11 protein-coding genes are annotated in these 16,807 nt (G+C 69.2%); 8 read left to right on the top strand and 3 right to left on the bottom strand.

Annotated elements, in window-relative coordinates:
• Positions 1 to 74 precede the first annotated feature (74 nt).
• Positions 75 to 1,079 carry a dTDP-glucose 4,6-dehydratase gene (rfbB, locus tag QE397_RS19390; RefSeq protein WP_307096787.1) on the bottom strand — a complete coding sequence of 335 codons (1,005 nt, stop codon included), beginning with the start codon at positions 1,077 to 1,079 and terminating at the stop codon, positions 75 to 77.
• A 56-nt stretch (positions 1,080 to 1,135) separates the two neighbouring features.
• On the opposite strand from rfbB, the gene rfbA reads away from it, so the two are divergent.
• On the top strand, positions 1,136 to 2,011 hold the full coding sequence (rfbA, locus tag QE397_RS19395; protein ID WP_307096790.1) for a glucose-1-phosphate thymidylyltransferase RfbA: 876 nt from the start codon (positions 1,136 to 1,138) through the stop codon (positions 2,009 to 2,011).
• On the top strand, positions 2,008 to 2,565 hold the full coding sequence (locus QE397_RS19400) for a dTDP-4-dehydrorhamnose 3,5-epimerase family protein (RefSeq protein ID WP_307096791.1): 558 nt from the start codon (positions 2,008 to 2,010) through the stop codon (positions 2,563 to 2,565). Before rfbA ends, QE397_RS19400 begins: the two co-directional genes overlap by 4 nt.
• Here the strand turns inward: QE397_RS19400 and QE397_RS19405 are convergent.
• Positions 2,562 to 3,023 carry a GtrA family protein gene (locus QE397_RS19405; protein ID WP_082544389.1) on the bottom strand — a complete coding sequence of 154 codons (462 nt, stop codon included), beginning with the start codon at positions 3,021 to 3,023 and terminating at the stop codon, positions 2,562 to 2,564. The two genes, QE397_RS19400 and QE397_RS19405, sit on opposite strands and share 4 nt — an antisense overlap.
• Before the next feature lie 47 nt (positions 3,024 to 3,070).
• Here QE397_RS19405 and QE397_RS19410 point away from each other — a divergent pair, with 47 nt between their 5' ends.
• Genes QE397_RS19410 through QE397_RS19435 form a run of 6 tightly spaced genes read left to right on the top strand, consistent with a single transcriptional unit; the run spans position 3,071 to position 15,527 of the window.
• Positions 3,071 to 4,477 (top strand): FAD-binding oxidoreductase, encoded by a 1,407-nt coding sequence (locus QE397_RS19410; RefSeq protein WP_056443121.1) that lies wholly within the window; start codon positions 3,071 to 3,073, stop codon positions 4,475 to 4,477.
• A complete protein-coding gene (locus QE397_RS19415) occupies positions 4,474 to 5,238 on the top strand; it encodes a decaprenylphospho-beta-D-erythro-pentofuranosid-2-ulose 2-reductase (protein ID WP_027507284.1) in 765 nt (254 codons plus the stop codon). The genes QE397_RS19410 and QE397_RS19415 overlap by 4 nt, the downstream gene beginning before the upstream one ends.
• Before the next feature lie 8 nt (positions 5,239 to 5,246).
• Entirely contained in the window at positions 5,247 to 7,136 is a 1,890-nt protein-coding gene (locus QE397_RS19420; RefSeq protein ID WP_307096794.1) for a galactan 5-O-arabinofuranosyltransferase, read from the top strand.
• Positions 7,133 to 8,848 (top strand): 6-pyruvoyl-tetrahydropterin synthase-related protein, encoded by a 1,716-nt coding sequence (locus QE397_RS19425; protein ID WP_307096796.1) that lies wholly within the window; start codon positions 7,133 to 7,135, stop codon positions 8,846 to 8,848. Before QE397_RS19420 ends, QE397_RS19425 begins: the two co-directional genes overlap by 4 nt.
• 47 nt (positions 8,849 to 8,895) lie before the next feature.
• The gene (locus tag QE397_RS19430; RefSeq protein WP_373425261.1) at positions 8,896 to 12,165 is read left to right on the top strand and encodes an arabinosyltransferase domain-containing protein; all 3,270 of its coding nucleotides are present in this window, start codon (positions 8,896 to 8,898) and stop codon (positions 12,163 to 12,165) included.
• A 50-nt stretch (positions 12,166 to 12,215) separates the two neighbouring features.
• Positions 12,216 to 15,527, top strand: coding sequence for an arabinosyltransferase domain-containing protein (locus tag QE397_RS19435; protein WP_307096799.1), 3,312 nt, complete (start codon positions 12,216 to 12,218; stop codon positions 15,525 to 15,527).
• Positions 15,528 to 15,537: 10 nt separating this feature from the next.
• Here QE397_RS19435 and QE397_RS19440 read toward each other — a convergent pair whose 3' ends face one another.
• Entirely contained in the window at positions 15,538 to 16,797 is a 1,260-nt protein-coding gene (locus tag QE397_RS19440; RefSeq protein WP_307096801.1) for a lipase family protein, read from the bottom strand.
• Positions 16,798 to 16,807: the final 10 nt, after the last annotated feature.

Consider the following 16,807-nt stretch of genomic DNA (forward strand, 5'->3'; position numbering starts at 1 on the left):
TCAGTGTGGCACAGGGTCACGACGCCGTAACAAAAGGACACGCAGTCTGGAATGGCCGCGGGACCCTCGAGGCGTCAGGTGATGCGTTCCCCTGCCGCCGTGTAGGCAGCTTCGGTGGTGTCCTTCTGCGCCTGCCACCAGGTGCGATTGTCCCGGTACCAGTCGATGGTGGCGGCGAGTCCGCTGCGGAAGTCGGAGTAGCGGGGTGTCCAGCCGAGTTCGGTGCGCAGGCGGGTGCTGTCGATGGCGTAGCGCAGGTCGTGGCCGGGGCGGTCGGTGACGAAGTCGAAGTCGGCCTTGTCGTGGCCGCACAGTTCGAGGATGGTCTCGACGACGGTGCGGTTGTCGACCTCGCCGTCGGCGCCGATGAGGTAGGTCTGACCGAGCGCACCCTTGTCGATGATGGTCCAGACGGCGGTGTTGTGGTCCTCGACGTGGATCCAGTCGCGGACGTTGAGTCCGGCGCCGTAGAGCTTGGGGCGGATGCCGGTGAGGACGCCGGTGATCTGGCGGGGGATGAACTTCTCGACGTGCTGGTAGGGCCCGTAGTTGTTGGAGCAGTTGGAGATGGTGGCGCGGACGCCGAAGGAGCGGGTCCAGGCGCGCACCAGCAGGTCGCTGGAGGCCTTGGTGGAGGAGTACGGCGAGGAGGGGTTGTAGGGGGTGTTCTCGGTGAACCGGGCGGGGTCGTCCAGCTCGAGGTCGCCGTAGACCTCGTCGGTGGAGATGTGGTGGTAGCGGACGTCGTGGGTGCGGACCGCCTGGAGAAGGGTGGTGGTGCCGACGATGTTGGTGTGCACGAACGGCCAGGGGTCGCCGAGAGAGTTGTCGTTGTGGGATTCGGCGGCGAAGTGGACGACGAGGTCGGTGTCGGCGACGAGGCTGTCGACGAGTGCGGTGTCGGTGATGTCGCCGTGGACGAAGGTGATGCGGTCGGCGACAGGGTCGAGGGAGGCTTTGTTGCCGGCGTAGGTGAGGGCGTCGAGGACGGTGATCTCGATGTCGGGGCGGGTGCGGGCGGTCAGGTGCACGAAGTTCGCGCCGATGAACCCGGCGCCGCCGGTCACGAGCATTCTCATGCGGCGAAGAGTACGTGGGAGGCGAGGGCGGACGCAGTCTGAAAGACTCGCCCATCATGCGGGGAATCATTCTGGCGGGTGGCACGGGGTCGCGGCTGCATCCGATCACTCAGGGCGTGAGCAAGCAGTTGGTGCCCGTCTACGACAAGCCGATGATCTACTACCCGCTGACCACGCTGATGCTCGCCGGGATCCGCGACATCCTCGTCATCACCACCGCGCAGGACGCCGAGCAGTTCCAGCGGCTGCTCGGTGACGGCTCCCAGTTCGGCATCTCGCTGACCTACAAGGTGCAACACGAACCCAACGGCCTCGCGCAGGCGTTCGTGCTGGGTGCCGAGCACATCGGCACCGAGGGCGCCGCGTTGGTATTGGGGGACAACATCTTCTACGGCCCCGGCCTCGGCACGCAGTTGAGCCGTTTCGCCGACGTCGACGGCGGCGCGGTGTTCGCCTACGAGGTCTCCGACCCCACCGCGTACGGGGTCATCGAATTCGACGAGAGCGGCACCGCCCTGTCCTTGGAGGAGAAGCCGATGCACCCGCGGTCGAACTACGCGGTACCGGGGCTGTACTTCTACGACAACGACGTCATCGCCATCGCCCGCGACCTCGCCCCCTCCGCTCGCGGGGAGTACGAGATCACCGACGTCAACCGCCACTACCTCGAGGCGGGGACCCTGCAGGTGCAGGTGCTGCCGCGTGGGACCGCGTGGCTCGACACCGGCACCTTCGAATCACTCCTCGACGCCTCCAACTACGTGCGCACCATCGAACAACGCCAGGGACTCAAGATCGGCGCCCCCGAGGAGGTGGCGTGGCGACGCGGGTTCATCACCGACGACGCCCTGCGCGCCCGCGCGCAGACACTGCTCAAGTCAGGATACGGGGCATACCTGCTGGACCTGCTCGAGAGAGGACACCGACCGTGAGCTTCCGCGAACTGCGCGTCCCCGGGGCGTTCGAATTCACTCCCCGCCAGTTCGGCGACGACCGCGGCGTGTTCTTCGAATGGCACAAGGACTCCGCCTTCACCGCCGCCGTCGGCCACCCCCTCGAGTTGCTGCAGGCCAACTGCTCCGTCTCCTCCGCAGGCGTGCTCCGCGGGATCCACGTCACCGTCGATCCACCCGGGCAGGCCAAGTACGTCACCTGCACCCGCGGCGCGTTTCTCGACGTCGTGGTCGACCTCCGCAAGGACTCACCGACGTACGGCACCTGGGACTCGGTGCTCATCGACGACGTCGACCGCCGCGCGGTGTACCTGCCCGTCGGGCTCGGGCACGCGATCCTCTCCCTCGAGGACCACTCCACGGTGATGTACCTGTGCAGCCTCGAGTACACCCCCGGAGCAGACCGCGACATCCACCCGCTCGACCCCGACCTCGCCATCGACTGGCCCACCCACGGCCGCGACGGCACACCCCTGACCTACCAACTCTCCGACAAGGACGCCGCAGCACCCGCCTTCAAGGACTGGGCCTAGCGCAACTTGAAGATCACCGCTCGCTGGACCACGAAGTTGATCACCGTCGCGGTGCCCTGCGCGATGACGAACGCCGCGGCGCTGTAGAGGATCGTCTCGGGCCACAGGTGCCCGAACAGCGTGTACAGCACGTTCTGGACACCGAACGTCGCCGCGTACAGGACGACGACGGCCACGAACCGCGCCCGCGACGGCGGTGCCGCGAACGTCCAGCGCCGGTTGATCAGGTACGCGACGGTGGTGCCCACGACGAATCCCGCCGCCTTGGCCAGCGAGAGCTGCACGTCCAGGCCGTACTGCAGCGCGATGGTGATGGAGAAGTCGACGACGGCCGACAGCACCCCGGTGACGAGGAACCGGACGATCTGGGTCCGCAGATCCAGCGCGTCGTCGGCGGTGTTCTCCGTGACGGGGATCTCGACGGGCAGAGGAAGGCGCTGGTGATCGTCTGATGACACAGAGCGTCAGCGTACTGGCCCTCTCACTGCCTGTAACCTGACGAACGATGTCCATCACCGAATTGCCACCCACCAGTGCGCGCACCCTCACCGGGTGGGCACGTACCTCGCCCACCACGGCGCAGGTGCTGACCACGTCCGATCCCGAGATCGTGGCCGCCGCCGTCCTCCGGGTCGCGGAGCAGAACGAGAGCAAGCCGTCCCATCTGCGGCGCGGCGTCATCGCCCGCGGACTCGGCCGTTCGTACGGTGACAACGCGCAGAACGGCGGCGGGCTCGTCGTCGACATGAGCGCACTGAACCGCATCCACTCGATGGACGCGGAGACGCACATCGTCGATGTGGACGGTGGAGTGAGCCTGGACCAGCTGATGCGTGCGGCACTGCCGTTCGGGTTGTGGGTCCCCGTGCTCCCCGGCACTCGTCAGGTGACCATCGGCGGCGCCATCGGGTGTGACATCCACGGCAAGAACCATCACAGCGCCGGCAGCTTCGGCAATCACGTGCGCTCGATGGAGCTGCTGCTCGCGGACGGCACAGTCCGCCACATCACGCCCGACGGCGACGACGCGCCGTTGTTCTGGGCCACGGTGGGCGGAAACGGCCTGACCGGCATCATCCTGCGGGCGACCATCGAGATGACGCCGACCGAGACCGCGTACTTCATCGCCGACGGCGACGTGACGGCGAGCCTCGACGAGACCATCGCGATCCACAGCGACGGCAGCGAGAGCCGGTACGACTACTCGAGCGCCTGGTTCGACGCCATCTCGGGTCCGCCGAAGCTGGGACGTGCGGCGCTGTCGCGCGGATCGCTCGCGACCCTGGACCAGCTGCCGGCGAAGCTGCAGAAGGATCCGCTGCGCTTCAGCGCGAAGCCGCTGCTGACCTTCCCCGACGTGTTCCCCAACGGCCTCGCGAACAAGTACACGTTCGGACCCATCGGCGAGCTCTGGTACCGCAAGTCGGGTACCTACCGCGGCAAGGTGCAGAACTTGACGCAGTTCTATCACCCGCTCGACATGTTCGGGGAGTGGAACAGGGCCTACGGCCCGGCCGGATTCCTGCAGTACCAGTTCGTGGTGCCGCCGCAGGCCGTCGGCGAGTTCAAGAAGATCATTCACGACATCCAGCGCTCGGGGCACTACTCGTTCCTCAACGTCTTCAAGCTCTTCGGGCCGGGAAACCAAGCGCCATTGAGCTTTCCGATCGAGGGCTGGAACGTCTGCGTCGACTTCCCGATCAAGGAGGGTCTCGGCGCGTTCGTCGCGGACCTCGACCGGCGGGTGCTCGAGTTCGGCGGACGGCTCTACACAGCCAAGGACTCCCGGACGTCCGCGGACACGTTCCACGCGATGTACCCGCGCATCGACGAGTGGATCGCCGTTCGGCGATCCGTCGACCCCACAGGCGTCTTCGCCTCGGATATGGCCAGAAGGTTGGAACTGCTGTGACGATCGATGCTGTGGGCGACCCGCAGACCATTCTCGTACTGGGTGGCACGAGCGAGATCGGCCTCGCGATCACCGAGGAGTACCTCTCGACGTCGTCGGCTCGCGTGATTCTCGCGGCGCTGCCCAACGATCCCCTGCGTGACGCGGCCGTCGCTCAGCTGACGGCCAAGGGCGCCAAGTCCGTCGAGGTCATCGACTTCGACGCGCTCGACACAGCGTCGCACCCGAAGGTCATCGACGAGGCCTGGTCGAAGGGCGACGTCGACGTCGCGATCGTGGCGTTCGCGGTGGACTTCGATCCGGAACTGCTGTGGCAGGACCAGAACAAGGCCGTGCTCACGGCCAACATCAACTACACCGCGTCGGTGTCGGTGGGTGTGCTCCTCGGCGAGAAGATGAAGGCGCAGGCCTTCGGCCGCATCATCGTCATGTCCTCCGTCGCGGGCGAGCGCGTGCGCCGCTCCAACTTCGTCTACGGCTCCACCAAGGCCGGACTCGACGGGTTCTACCTCGGCCTCGGGGAAGCCCTGCGCGAGTTCGGACCTCGCGTCACCGTCATCCGTCCGGGCATGGTGCGCACCAAGTTCAGCGCGCACGTCAAGGAAGCACCGCTGACGGTGGACAAGGAGGACATCGCCAAACTGGCCGTGTCCGCGTCCCGCAAGGGCAAGGATCTGGTGTGGGCTCCGGGGCCCTTCCGGTTCGTCATGATGGCGCTGCGGCACGTCCCGCGTCCGATCTTCCGCAAACTCCCCATCTGAGCAGGGCCATGCCGAACAGAGTCATGCGGACGGCTCTGAGTACCAGCGCAGAGGCCGTCGCCGCGGCAGTCGTCGCGGCCGCGGTGGCGGCGGTCGGTCTGTACGCCTTCTCCCTGGTGCAGTGGCCGGCGTTCAACTCCTCCAACGTGACTCGCGCGGTCGCGACGGTCGGGCAGGTGGCTGCTCTCGCCGTGCTGGCCGCGTCGGTGGTGATGCTCCGGCTGCGCCGCTCCCCCCGTGTCGCGACCCTGCTGTCGTGGATCGGCCTCTCCGGATTCGTCACCGTCACACTCGGCATGCCGCTGGCCGCCACGAAGCTGTACCTGTTCGGCATCTCGGTGGATCAGGAGTTCCGCACCGAGTACCTCACTCGCCTCACCGACTCGCCGGCACTGGCCGACATGACCTACGCCGACCTCCCGCCGTACTACCCCGCGGGGTGGTTCTGGGTCGGTGGCCGGGTCGCGGACGCGCTCGGTACGGCCGGGTGGGAGGCCTACAAGCCCTACGCCATCGCGTCCCTCGCCGTCGCCGCCGTGGTCTCGCTCGTGCTGTGGCGCAGTCTCGTTCGGGCGGACCTGGCAGTACTGGCCGCGCTCGGCGTGACGGCCCTGATGCTGGCCTACGGTTCACCCGAGGCCTACGGCGCCACGATCGCAGTCATGATCCCGCCCGTGCTGATCCTGGCGTGGGGTGCACTCCATCGCCCGGGGTCGACGCGCAGCGCAGGATGGGGAGCCGTCGTCGGCACCGGCCTGTTCCTCGGTGTCGCCGCGACGGTCTACACCCTCTATCTCGGTATCGCGGCCTTCACCGTCGTGCTCATGGCGGTGGTCGCGGCGGTGTTGCGCTATCGGGAGAACCGTTCCCTCGCAGTGCTGCTCGACCCGGCACTTCGCCTCGTCGTCATCGCAGGCATCTCCGGGCTGCTCGCGCTCACCGTCTGGGCGCCGTACCTGCTCGCGTCGCTGACGGGCAGCACGGCGGAGAGCGGTACCGCTCTGCACTACCTGCCGGAGTCCGGGTCCGAGCTGCCCTTCCCGATGGCGCAGTTCACCCTCACGGGCGCCCTGTGCCTCGTCGGCACTCTGTGGATCGTGGTGCGAGTCCGTGATTCTCGCCGTGCGCAGGCCCTGGGTCTCGGCGTCGTCGCCGTCTACGGGTGGTGCCTGCTGTCGATGCTCGCCACTGTCGCGGGTACCACCCTGCTCGGCTTCCGACTCGAGGCGGTGCTGGTGCTGATCCTCGGCGCCGCGGGCGTGTTCGGCTTCGTGGAGGGCGCTCGGGCGCTGTACCTGGTGTCGAGTGAGTCGCCCCGGGTCCGAACCGTCTCCGTCGCGGTCGGGATCGTCGGCGCCGTCGCCTTCGCCCAGGACATCCCCCACGTCCTGCAGAACGAGATCACGGTGGCGTACACGGACACCGACGGCGACGGAGTCCGTGCCGATCAGAGACCACCGAGCGCCGTGTCGTACTACGGCGAGGTCGACGCGGCACTCCAGGAGGCGCGGCCCGGTCCGCGGACCGACACGGTGTTGCTCACCTCGGACACGACGTTCCTCGCGTACCACCCGTATTTCGGGTTCCAGGGGCTGACGTCGCACTACGCGAACCCGCTCGCCGAGTTCGCCGCCCGCGCCGACGCCATCGAGTCGTGGAGCGATCTGCGCAGCAGCGACGAACTGATCGCCGCCCTCGATGCCCTGCCGTGGCGCGCCCCCGACGCGTTCCTCTTCCGCCGCGGCGCCGACGGTTACACGTTGCGTCTCGCGGAGGACGTGTACCCCAACGATCCGAACGTGCGCCGCTACACCGTCTCCTACCCCGAGTCGCTGTTCGACGACCCTCGGTTCGAGATCCGCGAGATCGGTCCGTTCGTCCTCGTCGTGCGCACGTGACCGCCCGCCGGGCGGACCTCCTCGCTGCCACCGTCTACACGCTGCTGTCCGTGCTGGTGCTGCACGACCAGTGGCAGCACCTGCAGTCGCAGTACCTCCGTTTCAGCGGCCAGGACCAGACCATGTGGGAGTGGTTCTTCGCCGTGACCGCCCGCTCGGTCACACATCTCGACAACCCGTTCTTCTCCGACCTGCAGAACGCGCCCGACGGCGTGAACATGATGGCCAACACCGCGATGCTCGGCCTGTCGGTACCTCTGACACCGATCACTCTGGCCTTCGGACCGGCGGCCACGTTCACCCTCGCCCTGACGCTCGGGCTGGCGACCACCGCTTACGGGTGGTACTTCCTGTTCTCTCGCACCGTGATCCGGTCACGTGCGGCCGCGGGTCTCGGCGGGCTCCTCTGCGGGTTCGCGCCGGGCATGATCTCGCACGCCAACGCCCACCCCAACTTCGTCGTGCTCGGAGTCCTGCCGTTCATCCTGTATCTACTCGTCCGCATGGCCGACGCGGAGAACACTCGCCGTCGCCGTCACGCCGTCGTCCTTGGTCTCCTGGTGGCGTGGCAGGTGATGCTCGGCGAGGAGCCGCTCCTCGTCTTCGCGGTCGCCGTCGCCCTGTTCACGGTGCTGTACTGGGTGTTCCGGCCGCGCCGGTTCGTCCCCATGGTCCGGCACGCGGCACTGCCCGTGCTGGGTGCCGCACTGCTGACAGCGGTGCTCGTCGCGATACCCCTGTGGTGGCAGTTCCGCGGGCGACAGCACTACAGCTACCTCGACCACAATCTGCCCGGGAACGATCTGGTGTCACTCGTCCGGTTCCCGCCCCAGTCGCTCTGGGGTGCAGCGTTTCCGATGGACGACGTTGCCCTGAACCCCACCGAGCAGAACGCGTACTTCGGCATCCCGCTGCTGCTTCTCGTCGTGGTCTCCGCCGTGGTGCTGCGCCGTCGTCCGATCGCGGTGGCCGCCTTCGTGTCGATCCTGATCCTCGGCGTCGCCTCACTGGGCGTCGCCCTCGTGGTCGACGGGACGGAGACCGGCATCGCCCTGCCCGGCGAGTACCTCGACCGGATCCCGCTCCTGCAGTCCGTCCTCGAGACCCGGTTCGTACTGGCCGCGGTGCCGGCCATGGCGCTGCTGATCGCGATGGTCACCGATCGCGTCCTGACCGCACCCGCCTCGCGCCGCGTCGCCGTGGTGTGGACGGGCGCTCTCGCCGTCGCACTCGTCCCCCTCGCACCGACACCGCTGCCGACGGCCGACCGGGGAGAGACCCCGTCGTTCCTGGCGGACGGGACGTGGCGCGAGTACGTCGACACCGACGACCCGGGATCGATCGTCACCGTGCCGGTCCCGAATCCCGGCACCGCCGCAGCGCTGCGCTGGCAGGTGGACACCGGGCTCGAGTACCGCATCGCCGGTGGCTACTTCGTCGGACCGAGCGGACAACCGGACGGGGAGGCGAAGTACGGCGCGATCGATCGACCCACCGCGAAGCTGCTCGGCACCGCGGGACGCACCGGCATCGTCCCGACACTGAACGACGATCAGCGACGCACGGCGCGAGAGGACCTCGCGTTCTGGGATGCCGACGTGGTGATGCTGCCCCCGACCGAGAACCAGGACGCACTGCGCGACACCGTCGACGATCTGCTGGGTCGCACCGCCACCGAGATCGACGGCACGTACGTGTGGGACGTCCGCTGACGGTCGCGGATTCTGGCGGGGCGGGTCTCGTCGCCTAGCATCGTGGCGTGCCGACAACCGCCGAGACGACGACCGAACCACCGGCCCCGGCGTCGAGACCGAGTCGATTCGCCTTCGGGAAGGCCGGAGGCCGGTCGGGACAGTTCGCCACCACGCGCATCGTCGCGATCGTCACGGGTCTGCTCGGCACACTTCTGGCGATCCTCACCCCGCTCCTGCCCGTCGAGCAGGACGCCGCGTCCGTCACCTGGCCGCAGGACGGCTCGTTCACCAGCGTCGAGACGCCCCTCGTCTCGTACAACCCGCTCTCGCTGTCGGCCACCGTCCCGTGTTCCGTTCTCGCCGACGCCGCGCCGGGCAGCCTGGTGCTGTCCACCGTTGCGCCGCAGTCACCGGACGCCCGGCGCGTGGGCCTCGTGGTCACACGGACCGACGCCGGCGACGTCACCGTCGTGCTGCGCGACCAACTGCTGCTCTCGGTGCCCGCGGACACCGTGGCCGGCTGCGATGCGCTCACTCTCACCTCGACGCCGGAGAGCACCACCGCGGCGGTCGGCGATCTCACCGGCACGGCCCCGGGCGACGTGCGCCCCCAGACCGTCGGGGTGTTCAGCGACCTGACCGGATCCGCACCGGCCGACATGTCGGTACGCATCGACGTGGACTCCCGGTTCTCCTCCTCACCGTCGACGCTGAAACTGCTCGCGATCGTGCTGGGATCGCTCCTGGTCGTCGCGTCGCTGGTCGCACTGCACCGGCTCGACGACGCCGACGGCCGGCGCGCACGGCGGTTCTTCCCCCGGCACTGGCTCCGGGTCACCGGCGTGGATGCCGTGGTCGTGGGGACGCTGCTGCTGTGGCACGTCATCGGCGCCAACACCTCGGACGACGGATATCTGCTCAACATGGCGCGGGTCTCCGAGCACTCGGGATACATGGCCAACTACTACCGGTGGTTCGGCGTGCCCGAGGCGCCCTTCGGCATGCCGTACTACGACATGCTGGCCGCACTGGCCAAGGTGTCGACCGCCAGCCCGTGGATGCGCCTGCCCGCGCTGATCGCGGCCGTCCTGTGCTGGCTCGTCATCTCTCGGGAGGTCATCCCGCGCCTCGGTCGCGCGGTACGCACCCGACCGGTGGCCGTGTGGACGGCCGGTCTGGTCTTCCTGGCCTTCTGGCTGCCCTACGACAACGGCCTGCGTCCCGAGCCGATCATCGCACTCGGCGCTCTGCTCACCTGGTGCTCCATCGAACGCGCGGTCTCCACCGGGCGCCTGCTGCCCGCGGCCGTGGCCGTGGTGATCGCCGCCTTCTCCCTCGCTGCCGGACCCACCGGCCTCATCGCGATCGCCGCGCTGCTGGCCGGCGCGCGCCCGGTCATCCAGATCGTCGTCCGTCGGCGCCACGCCGTCGGACTGCCCGCGCTGCTGGCCCCGATCCTCGCGGCGGGCACCGTGGTGCTGTTCGCCGTGTTCGCCGACCAGACCGTCGCCTCCGTCCTCGAGGCCACCCGTGTCCGATCCGCGGTCGGACCCAACGTGAAGTGGTTCGACGAGCGGTACCGCTGGGACGCTCTGCTCAACATCTCGCCCGACGGATCGCTCGCCCGCCGCTTCGCCGTCTTCGCGATGCTGCTGTGCCTCGTGACCTGTCTCGTCGTGATGCTGCGTCGCGGCGGCCGGATCCCGGGAACGTCGACCGGTCCGTCCCGCCGCATCCTCGGCATCGTCGCCGGAGCCCTCGCCCTCATGATGTTCACGCCGACCAAGTGGACGCACCACTTCGGCGTCTACGCCGGGCTCGCAGGGTCTCTCGCCGCGCTCGCCGCCATCGCCGTGATGTCGGCGACGGAGCGTTCACCGCGCAACCGGACTCTGTTCACGGCCGCCGTCCTGTTCCTCACCGCGCTGGCGTTCACCGGGTCCAACGGGTGGTGGTACGTCTCGAGCTACGGCGTGCCGTGGTTCGACAAGCCCCCGTCCATCGCCGGCAAAGGCTTCGCGACGCTGCTGCTCGGGCTCACCGTGCTGACGCTGGCGTACGCCGCATGGCAACACTTCCGCGCTCCCTACGTCGGCGCCCAGCCGGCGCGGACCCGCCGCTTCAGCGGGGCCTCGCTCACCGTCGTGGCCGGCCTCGTGGTGCTGTTCGAGGTGTTGTCCCTGCTGAAGGGCGCGGTGTCGCAGTACCCCGCGTACTCGGTGGCCCGGTCCAACGTGAACTCGATCCTCGGTCAATCGTGTGGCCTGGCACGCGACGTCCTGGTGGAGACCGATCCGAACGCCTCGATGCTCCAGCCGCTGAACCCCGAGCCGGGCGCCGACCCGCTCGCCGGGACCGCCAGCGTCGGCTTCACCCCGAACGGCGTCGCCGGCGACCTGAGCGCCGATCGCGAGAGCTCGGGTGCGACAGGCGGAGCCAACTCGGTCGACCCCTCGGACACCGATCAGCAGGCCACCGCGAACAGCGCGGGCACCGGGGGCGGCACCACCGCCGGCACCGGCGTCAACGGCTCGCGGATCGCGCTGCCGTTCGGGCTGGACCCCGCGACCACGCCGGTGCTCGGCAGCTTCGGCTCCGGTGACGCCGCACCGGCGAGCCTCACGTCCGGCTGGTACGCGCTGCCCGACGCCGCGCAGCGAGACTTCCTGTCCGTCACCGCCGCGGGTCGTATCCGCTCGGTCGACGCCGACGGCATCGTCACGCCGGGGCAGAGCCTCGAGGTTGAGTACGCCACGGTCGGCGCGGACGGTGCCGAGGAGATCCTCGGACGGGTCGCGCCCATCGACATCGGCCCGCAACCGTCGTGGCGCAACCTGCGGGTCCCACTCGACCAGGTCCCGCCGACCGCGAACGCGGTGCGGCTCGTCGCCTCCGACGAGGATCTGGCGGGCGACCAGTGGCTCGCCGTCACCCCGCCGCGCGCACCGCGGACCACCGTTCTCAACGACGTCGTCGGGTCCACCGACCCGGTGCTGCTGGACTGGTCCGTCGGACTCGCTTTCCCGTGCCAGCGGCCGTTCGACCACCGCTACGGAGTCGCCGAACTGCCGGAGTGGCGCATCCTGCCCGACCGCAACGGTGCCGAGGCCACCAACGCGTGGCAGGACTCCGTCGGCGGCGGGCCCCTGGGCTGGACCGGACTGGTCCTGCGCGCGGAGACGGTACCGACCTACCTGGCGGACGACCTCCGTCGCGACTGGGGATCCCTCGAGCGCTATCTGCCCCTCGACCCGGACGCGGTGGCCGTCGAACCCGACGTGACCACGTCGTCGCGTTCGGGCATCTGGTCGCCCGGACACATCAAGTACCAGTAAGTAACCAGCGAGTGCAGCAACCGGATCACGGTCGCATAACATCGGGAGCCGTGCCCGACGCCCTCACCTCTTCACCGACCGCGCCGACACCTGCCGGCCCGGATCGCTCGGTGGACGTCCGACAGCAGTACCGCACCACCCGCCTCGTGGCGATGGTCGCGGGGGTTCTCGGTGTTCTCTTCGCGATTCTGACCCCGTTCCTTCCGGTCACGCAGGACGACGCCGTCGTCCAGTGGCCGCAGGACGGCACCGTCGACAGTGTCGATGCACCCCTGATGTCCCAGGTGCCGGTCTCGATGTCGGTCTCCATCCCCTGCAGCGCCGTCGCAGACGTGCCGGCCGCGGGCGGCATCCTCCTCTCCACCGCGCCGCCGCAGGGCGAGGGCGCCGCGCTGAACGCGATGTTCGTCCGCGTCGGCGAGAACACGGTCGACGTCCTCGACCGCAACGTCGTGATCGTCTCCGCCCCGCGCTCCGAGGTGCAGTCGGCCGCGTGCGGGGCGATCACCTTCGAGTCGACCATCGATGCCACGTCCGCGTCGTTCGACGGGCTCGTGGACGCACAGGGCAATCCTCGCGAGGGTCAGCTCGGCGGCGACCTGCGGCCCCAGGTGGTCGGCGTCTACTCCGACCTCGCCGGCAGCGCCGCGCAGTACCCGGGCCTCGACGTGTCGATCGCCGTCGACTCCCGTTTCTCGTCGTCGCCCACCGTGCTCAAGCTGCTCGCCATGGCCGCCGCCATCGCCTGCACGGCGCTCGCACTGAGTGCGCTGGCCAGGCTCGACGGTGTCGACGGCCGCACCCACCGCCGCTTCTTCCCCGCGCACTGGTGGAAGGTCACCGGTATCGACGCGGTGGTGGTCGGCGCACTCGCCGGCTGGCACTTCTTCGGCGCCAACACCGCGGACGACGGGTACCTGCTCACCATGGCCCGCGTCTCCGAGAACGCCGGCTACATGGCCAACTACTTCCGCTGGTTCGGTGTCCCCGAGGCGCCCTTCGGCTGGTACTACGACGTGCTGGCCGCGTTCGCCAAGATCTCCACGGCGAGCCCCTGGATGCGCCTGCCCGCGCTGATCGCCGGCATCCTGTGCTGGCTGGTCATCAGCCGCGAGGTGGTCCCGCGCCTCGGGCGCGCGGTGCGCGTCAACTCGGTCGCCGTCTGGACCGGCGGACTGGTCTTCCTCGCCTTCTGGCTGCCGTACAACAACGGGCTGCGTCCCGAGCCCGTCGTGGCCCTCGGCGCCCTGCTCACGTGGTGCTCCGTCGAGCGCGCCATCGCGACCGGACGGCTGCTCCCCGCCGCCATGGCAGCGCTGATCGGCGCCTTCACCCTCGCCGCCGCACCCACCGGCCTCATGTGTGTCGCCGCGATCCTGACGGGCATCCGGCCGCTGGTGCGCATCGTCGTCAAACGGCACCGCATGGTCGGGACGCTGCCGCTGCTGGCACCCATCGCCAGTGCCGGCGTGCTGGTCCTCATCGTCGTCTACGGGGACCAGACCTTCGCGGCGGTCCAGGAGTCGACGCGTGTGCGCACGCTCATCGGTCCGAACTTGCCCTGGTACAACGACTTCCTGCGGTACTACTACCTCTTCGTCCAGACGGTCGACGGATCGGTCGCCCGCCGCTTCGCCTTCCTGACCATGCTGCTGTGCCTCTTCACCACGGTGTTCGTCCTGCTGCGTCGCAAGCGGATCCCGGGCGTCCCGTCCGGTCCGGCGTGGCGTCTCATCGGTGTCGTCTTCGGCACCATCTTCTTCATGATGTTCAACCCGACGAAGTGGACCCACCACTTCGGGGTGTACGCCGGCATCGCCGGTTCGCTCGCGGCGCTCACCGCCGTCGCGGTCTCGGCCAGTGCACTGCGGTCGCGGCGCAACCGCACCGTCTTCGTCGTCGGTCTCGCCTTCGTTCTCGCACTGTCGTTCTCGGGCATCAACGGGTACTGGTACGTCTCGAGTTACGGCGTGCCGTGGTTCGACAAGGTGGTCTCGGTCAAGGGGATCCAATCCAACACCGTGCTGCTGATCCTGTTCTTCGCCGCCGTCGGACTCGCGGCATGGCACTATCTCCGCGAGGGATTCGCTGCGCCGCAACCGAAGCCCGGAACCGAACGCGGGCGGCGCATCCGCAAGTTCGCGGCCGCGCCGCTCACCGTGGTGGCCGGGTTGCTGGTCCTGTTCGAGATCCTCTCGCTCCTCAAGGGTGCCGTCTCGCAGTACCCCGCCTACTCGCTCGGTCGCTCCAACGTGCAGGCGTTGGCCGGCAACAGCTGCGGACTGGCCGGGGACGTCCTCGTGGAGTCCGACCCGAACGCCGGTGTGCTGTCGCCACTTCCGGGACCGGTGGACACTGCCACGGGCCCACTGGGCGGCGCCGAGCCCGTCGGCTTCACACCCAACGGCATCCCCACCGACCTCAGTGCCGACGCCGTGGAGGTCAAGCCCGGACAGGGCAACACCGACCAGCAGTCCGTGGGCGCGTCCTTCGAGGAGGGCCAGTCCTCCGGTACCGCGGGTGGTGTCGGCGCCGCCGGCGTCAACGGCTCCACCGCGCGCCTGCCCTTCGGGCTCGACCCCGCCACGACACCGGTCCTCGGCTCGTACCAGACCGGGGTGCAGACACCGGCCTACGCGACGTCGAGCTGGTACGGCCTCCCCGCGCGCAGTGACGACGCGCCCCTGGTGGTGGTCAGTGCGGCCGGCCGCATCTGGTCCGAGAACCAGGAGACCGGCGAGAACACGTACGGTCAGTCGCTCCGCGTCGAGTACGGCGTCCGGCAGCCGGACGGCTCGGTGCAGGTCCAGGGCGACTACCTCCCCAAGGACATCGGCCCGGCACCGTCGTGGCGCAACCTGCGCATCCCGCTCGACGAGCTCTCCCCCGATGCGGATGCCGTGCGTGTGGTCGCCAACGATCCCAACCTCACCGGTGACCAGTGGCTGGCCTTCACGCCGCCCCGCGTGCCCGTGGTCGTCCCGCTGCAGGAGGAGATAGGCACGACGCAGCCCGTCCTGCTGGACTGGGCCGTGGGGCTGCAGTTCCCGTGCCAGCGTCCGTTCGACCATCTCGACGGCGTCGCCGAGGTGCCGAACTTCCGCATCCTGCCCGATCGCGGGTTGGCGGTCTCGTCCACCGACACGTGGCAGGCCGCGGAGAACGGTGGCCCGCTGGGCTTCACCGAGATGCTGGCGACACCCACCACCGTCCCGACGTACCTGAACCACGACTGGGGACGCGACTGGGGTTCGCTCGAGCGCTACGACAGGTTCGATCCGAGCGCGTCCGCAGCGACCGTCGAGGTCACCGAGCAGACCCGGAGCGGGCTGTGGTCGCCGGGGACGCTGCGGGTCTACTAGACAGCGTTCGTCACCCTGTGGGATCCGCCGGCGCGATCGGCGACGGGTGTGAGCACGAGTTCGGCGCGGGGACGCCGTCGAAGCGGTCCTGCAACCAGTCGACCGCCACCAGCCCGCCGACCTTCGCCGTGTCCTGGTGTGCCACCTGGCCGATCCAGGCGACGTCGGACTCGGGAGACGGTGCGGAGCAGGCCGTCCGGGCCAGCAGCGCCGTCGTGTTCGGGAGGACGACCGTGTCGGCGAGGCTCTGGACGACGAAGAGGGGTACGTCGACGCGCGAGAGGTCGATTGCCTGATCCGCTGCGGCGGCAGCCCAGTCCGGGTTCTGCATGGGGTCGGAGTCGAAGAACTGCTCCCCCTCGGCGCGCTCGAGCAGCAGTTCGGGCAGTTCGTCCGTGATGCACCCGTCGGCCAGCGACCGGTAGCGCGACATCGCCGCGTCGCCGAGCACCCCCTCGAGCGGCAGGTCGGGATACACGACCGGCCACGAGACCGCGACGCTGGGCCCGATCCCCCACGCCACGAACGTGTTCCACTGCTCGGAGAACAGCGGACCCAGCAGCGCCGCGGGCGCTGCCGCCGCCGCGCCCACCGACCGGAGCTCGGGCGCGTAGTCGGCGAACATCGCCGTGCCGATCGCCGCGTGACCGCCCTGCGAGTGCCCGAACGTGGCGTACACCGAACTCGCTTGCGCCGGAGCGTGATCGCGCGCCGCCCGTACCGAGTTCAGAACGTCCTGCGCCTCGCTACGGGCGATGAGATAGTAGGTGTCACCGGCAGTGCCGAGGCCCGTGTAGTCGGTCGCCGCGACGACCCACCCGCGCGCCATCACGGACGGCAACCAGTTCGTGAAGTCCAGGGTGTCCATCGTCGGGTGGTACCGCCGCGACGGGGTGCACTCGTCTCCGAAGCCGAGCGTGCCGTGAGACCACGCCAGAACCGGACGACCACCCGGCGGCGCCGGTGCCGTCGGCACGATGAGCATTCCGGACGAGACGGCGGGCGACCCGTCGGGACGCTGGGTGCCGTAGAGCATCCGGTAGGCCGTGCCGCCGGGCACGTCCAGATCGTCGATCGGCTCGATGCGGATCAGCTCACCCGGCGCGGCAGGCGTGTCCGGTGACTCGTAGAACGACGCGATCGACTCCTGGAACCGCGCATCGTCGCGAGACGTCGTGGACGACCGCGTGATCACCACCGCCGCCACCGCGGCCACCACCAGCACCACGACCGCTCCGACGCAGGCCAGGACGACCACGGTCCGTCTCATGGCAGCACGA

Origin of the sequence: Rhodococcus sp. SORGH_AS_0301 (assembly GCF_030818285.1) — a bacterium.
In the GTDB taxonomy this organism is placed as follows: domain Bacteria; phylum Actinomycetota; class Actinomycetes; order Mycobacteriales; family Mycobacteriaceae; genus Rhodococcoides.

What these genes read in the sequence shown, in the direction of transcription:
- rfbB (WP_307096787.1), bottom strand. Translation starts at nt 1,079, where the DNA reads ATGAGAATGCTCGTGACCGGCGGCGCCGGGTTCATCGGCGCGAACTTC.
- rfbA (WP_307096790.1), top strand. Translation starts at nt 1,136, where the DNA reads ATGCGGGGAATCATTCTGGCGGGTGGCACGGGGTCGCGGCTGCATCCG.
- QE397_RS19410 (WP_056443121.1), top strand. Translation starts at nt 3,071, where the DNA reads ATGTCCATCACCGAATTGCCACCCACCAGTGCGCGCACCCTCACCGGG.
- QE397_RS19420 (WP_307096794.1), top strand. Translation starts at nt 5,247, where the DNA reads ATGCCGAACAGAGTCATGCGGACGGCTCTGAGTACCAGCGCAGAGGCC.
- QE397_RS19440 (WP_307096801.1), bottom strand. Translation starts at nt 16,797, where the DNA reads ATGAGACGGACCGTGGTCGTCCTGGCCTGCGTCGGAGCGGTCGTGGTG.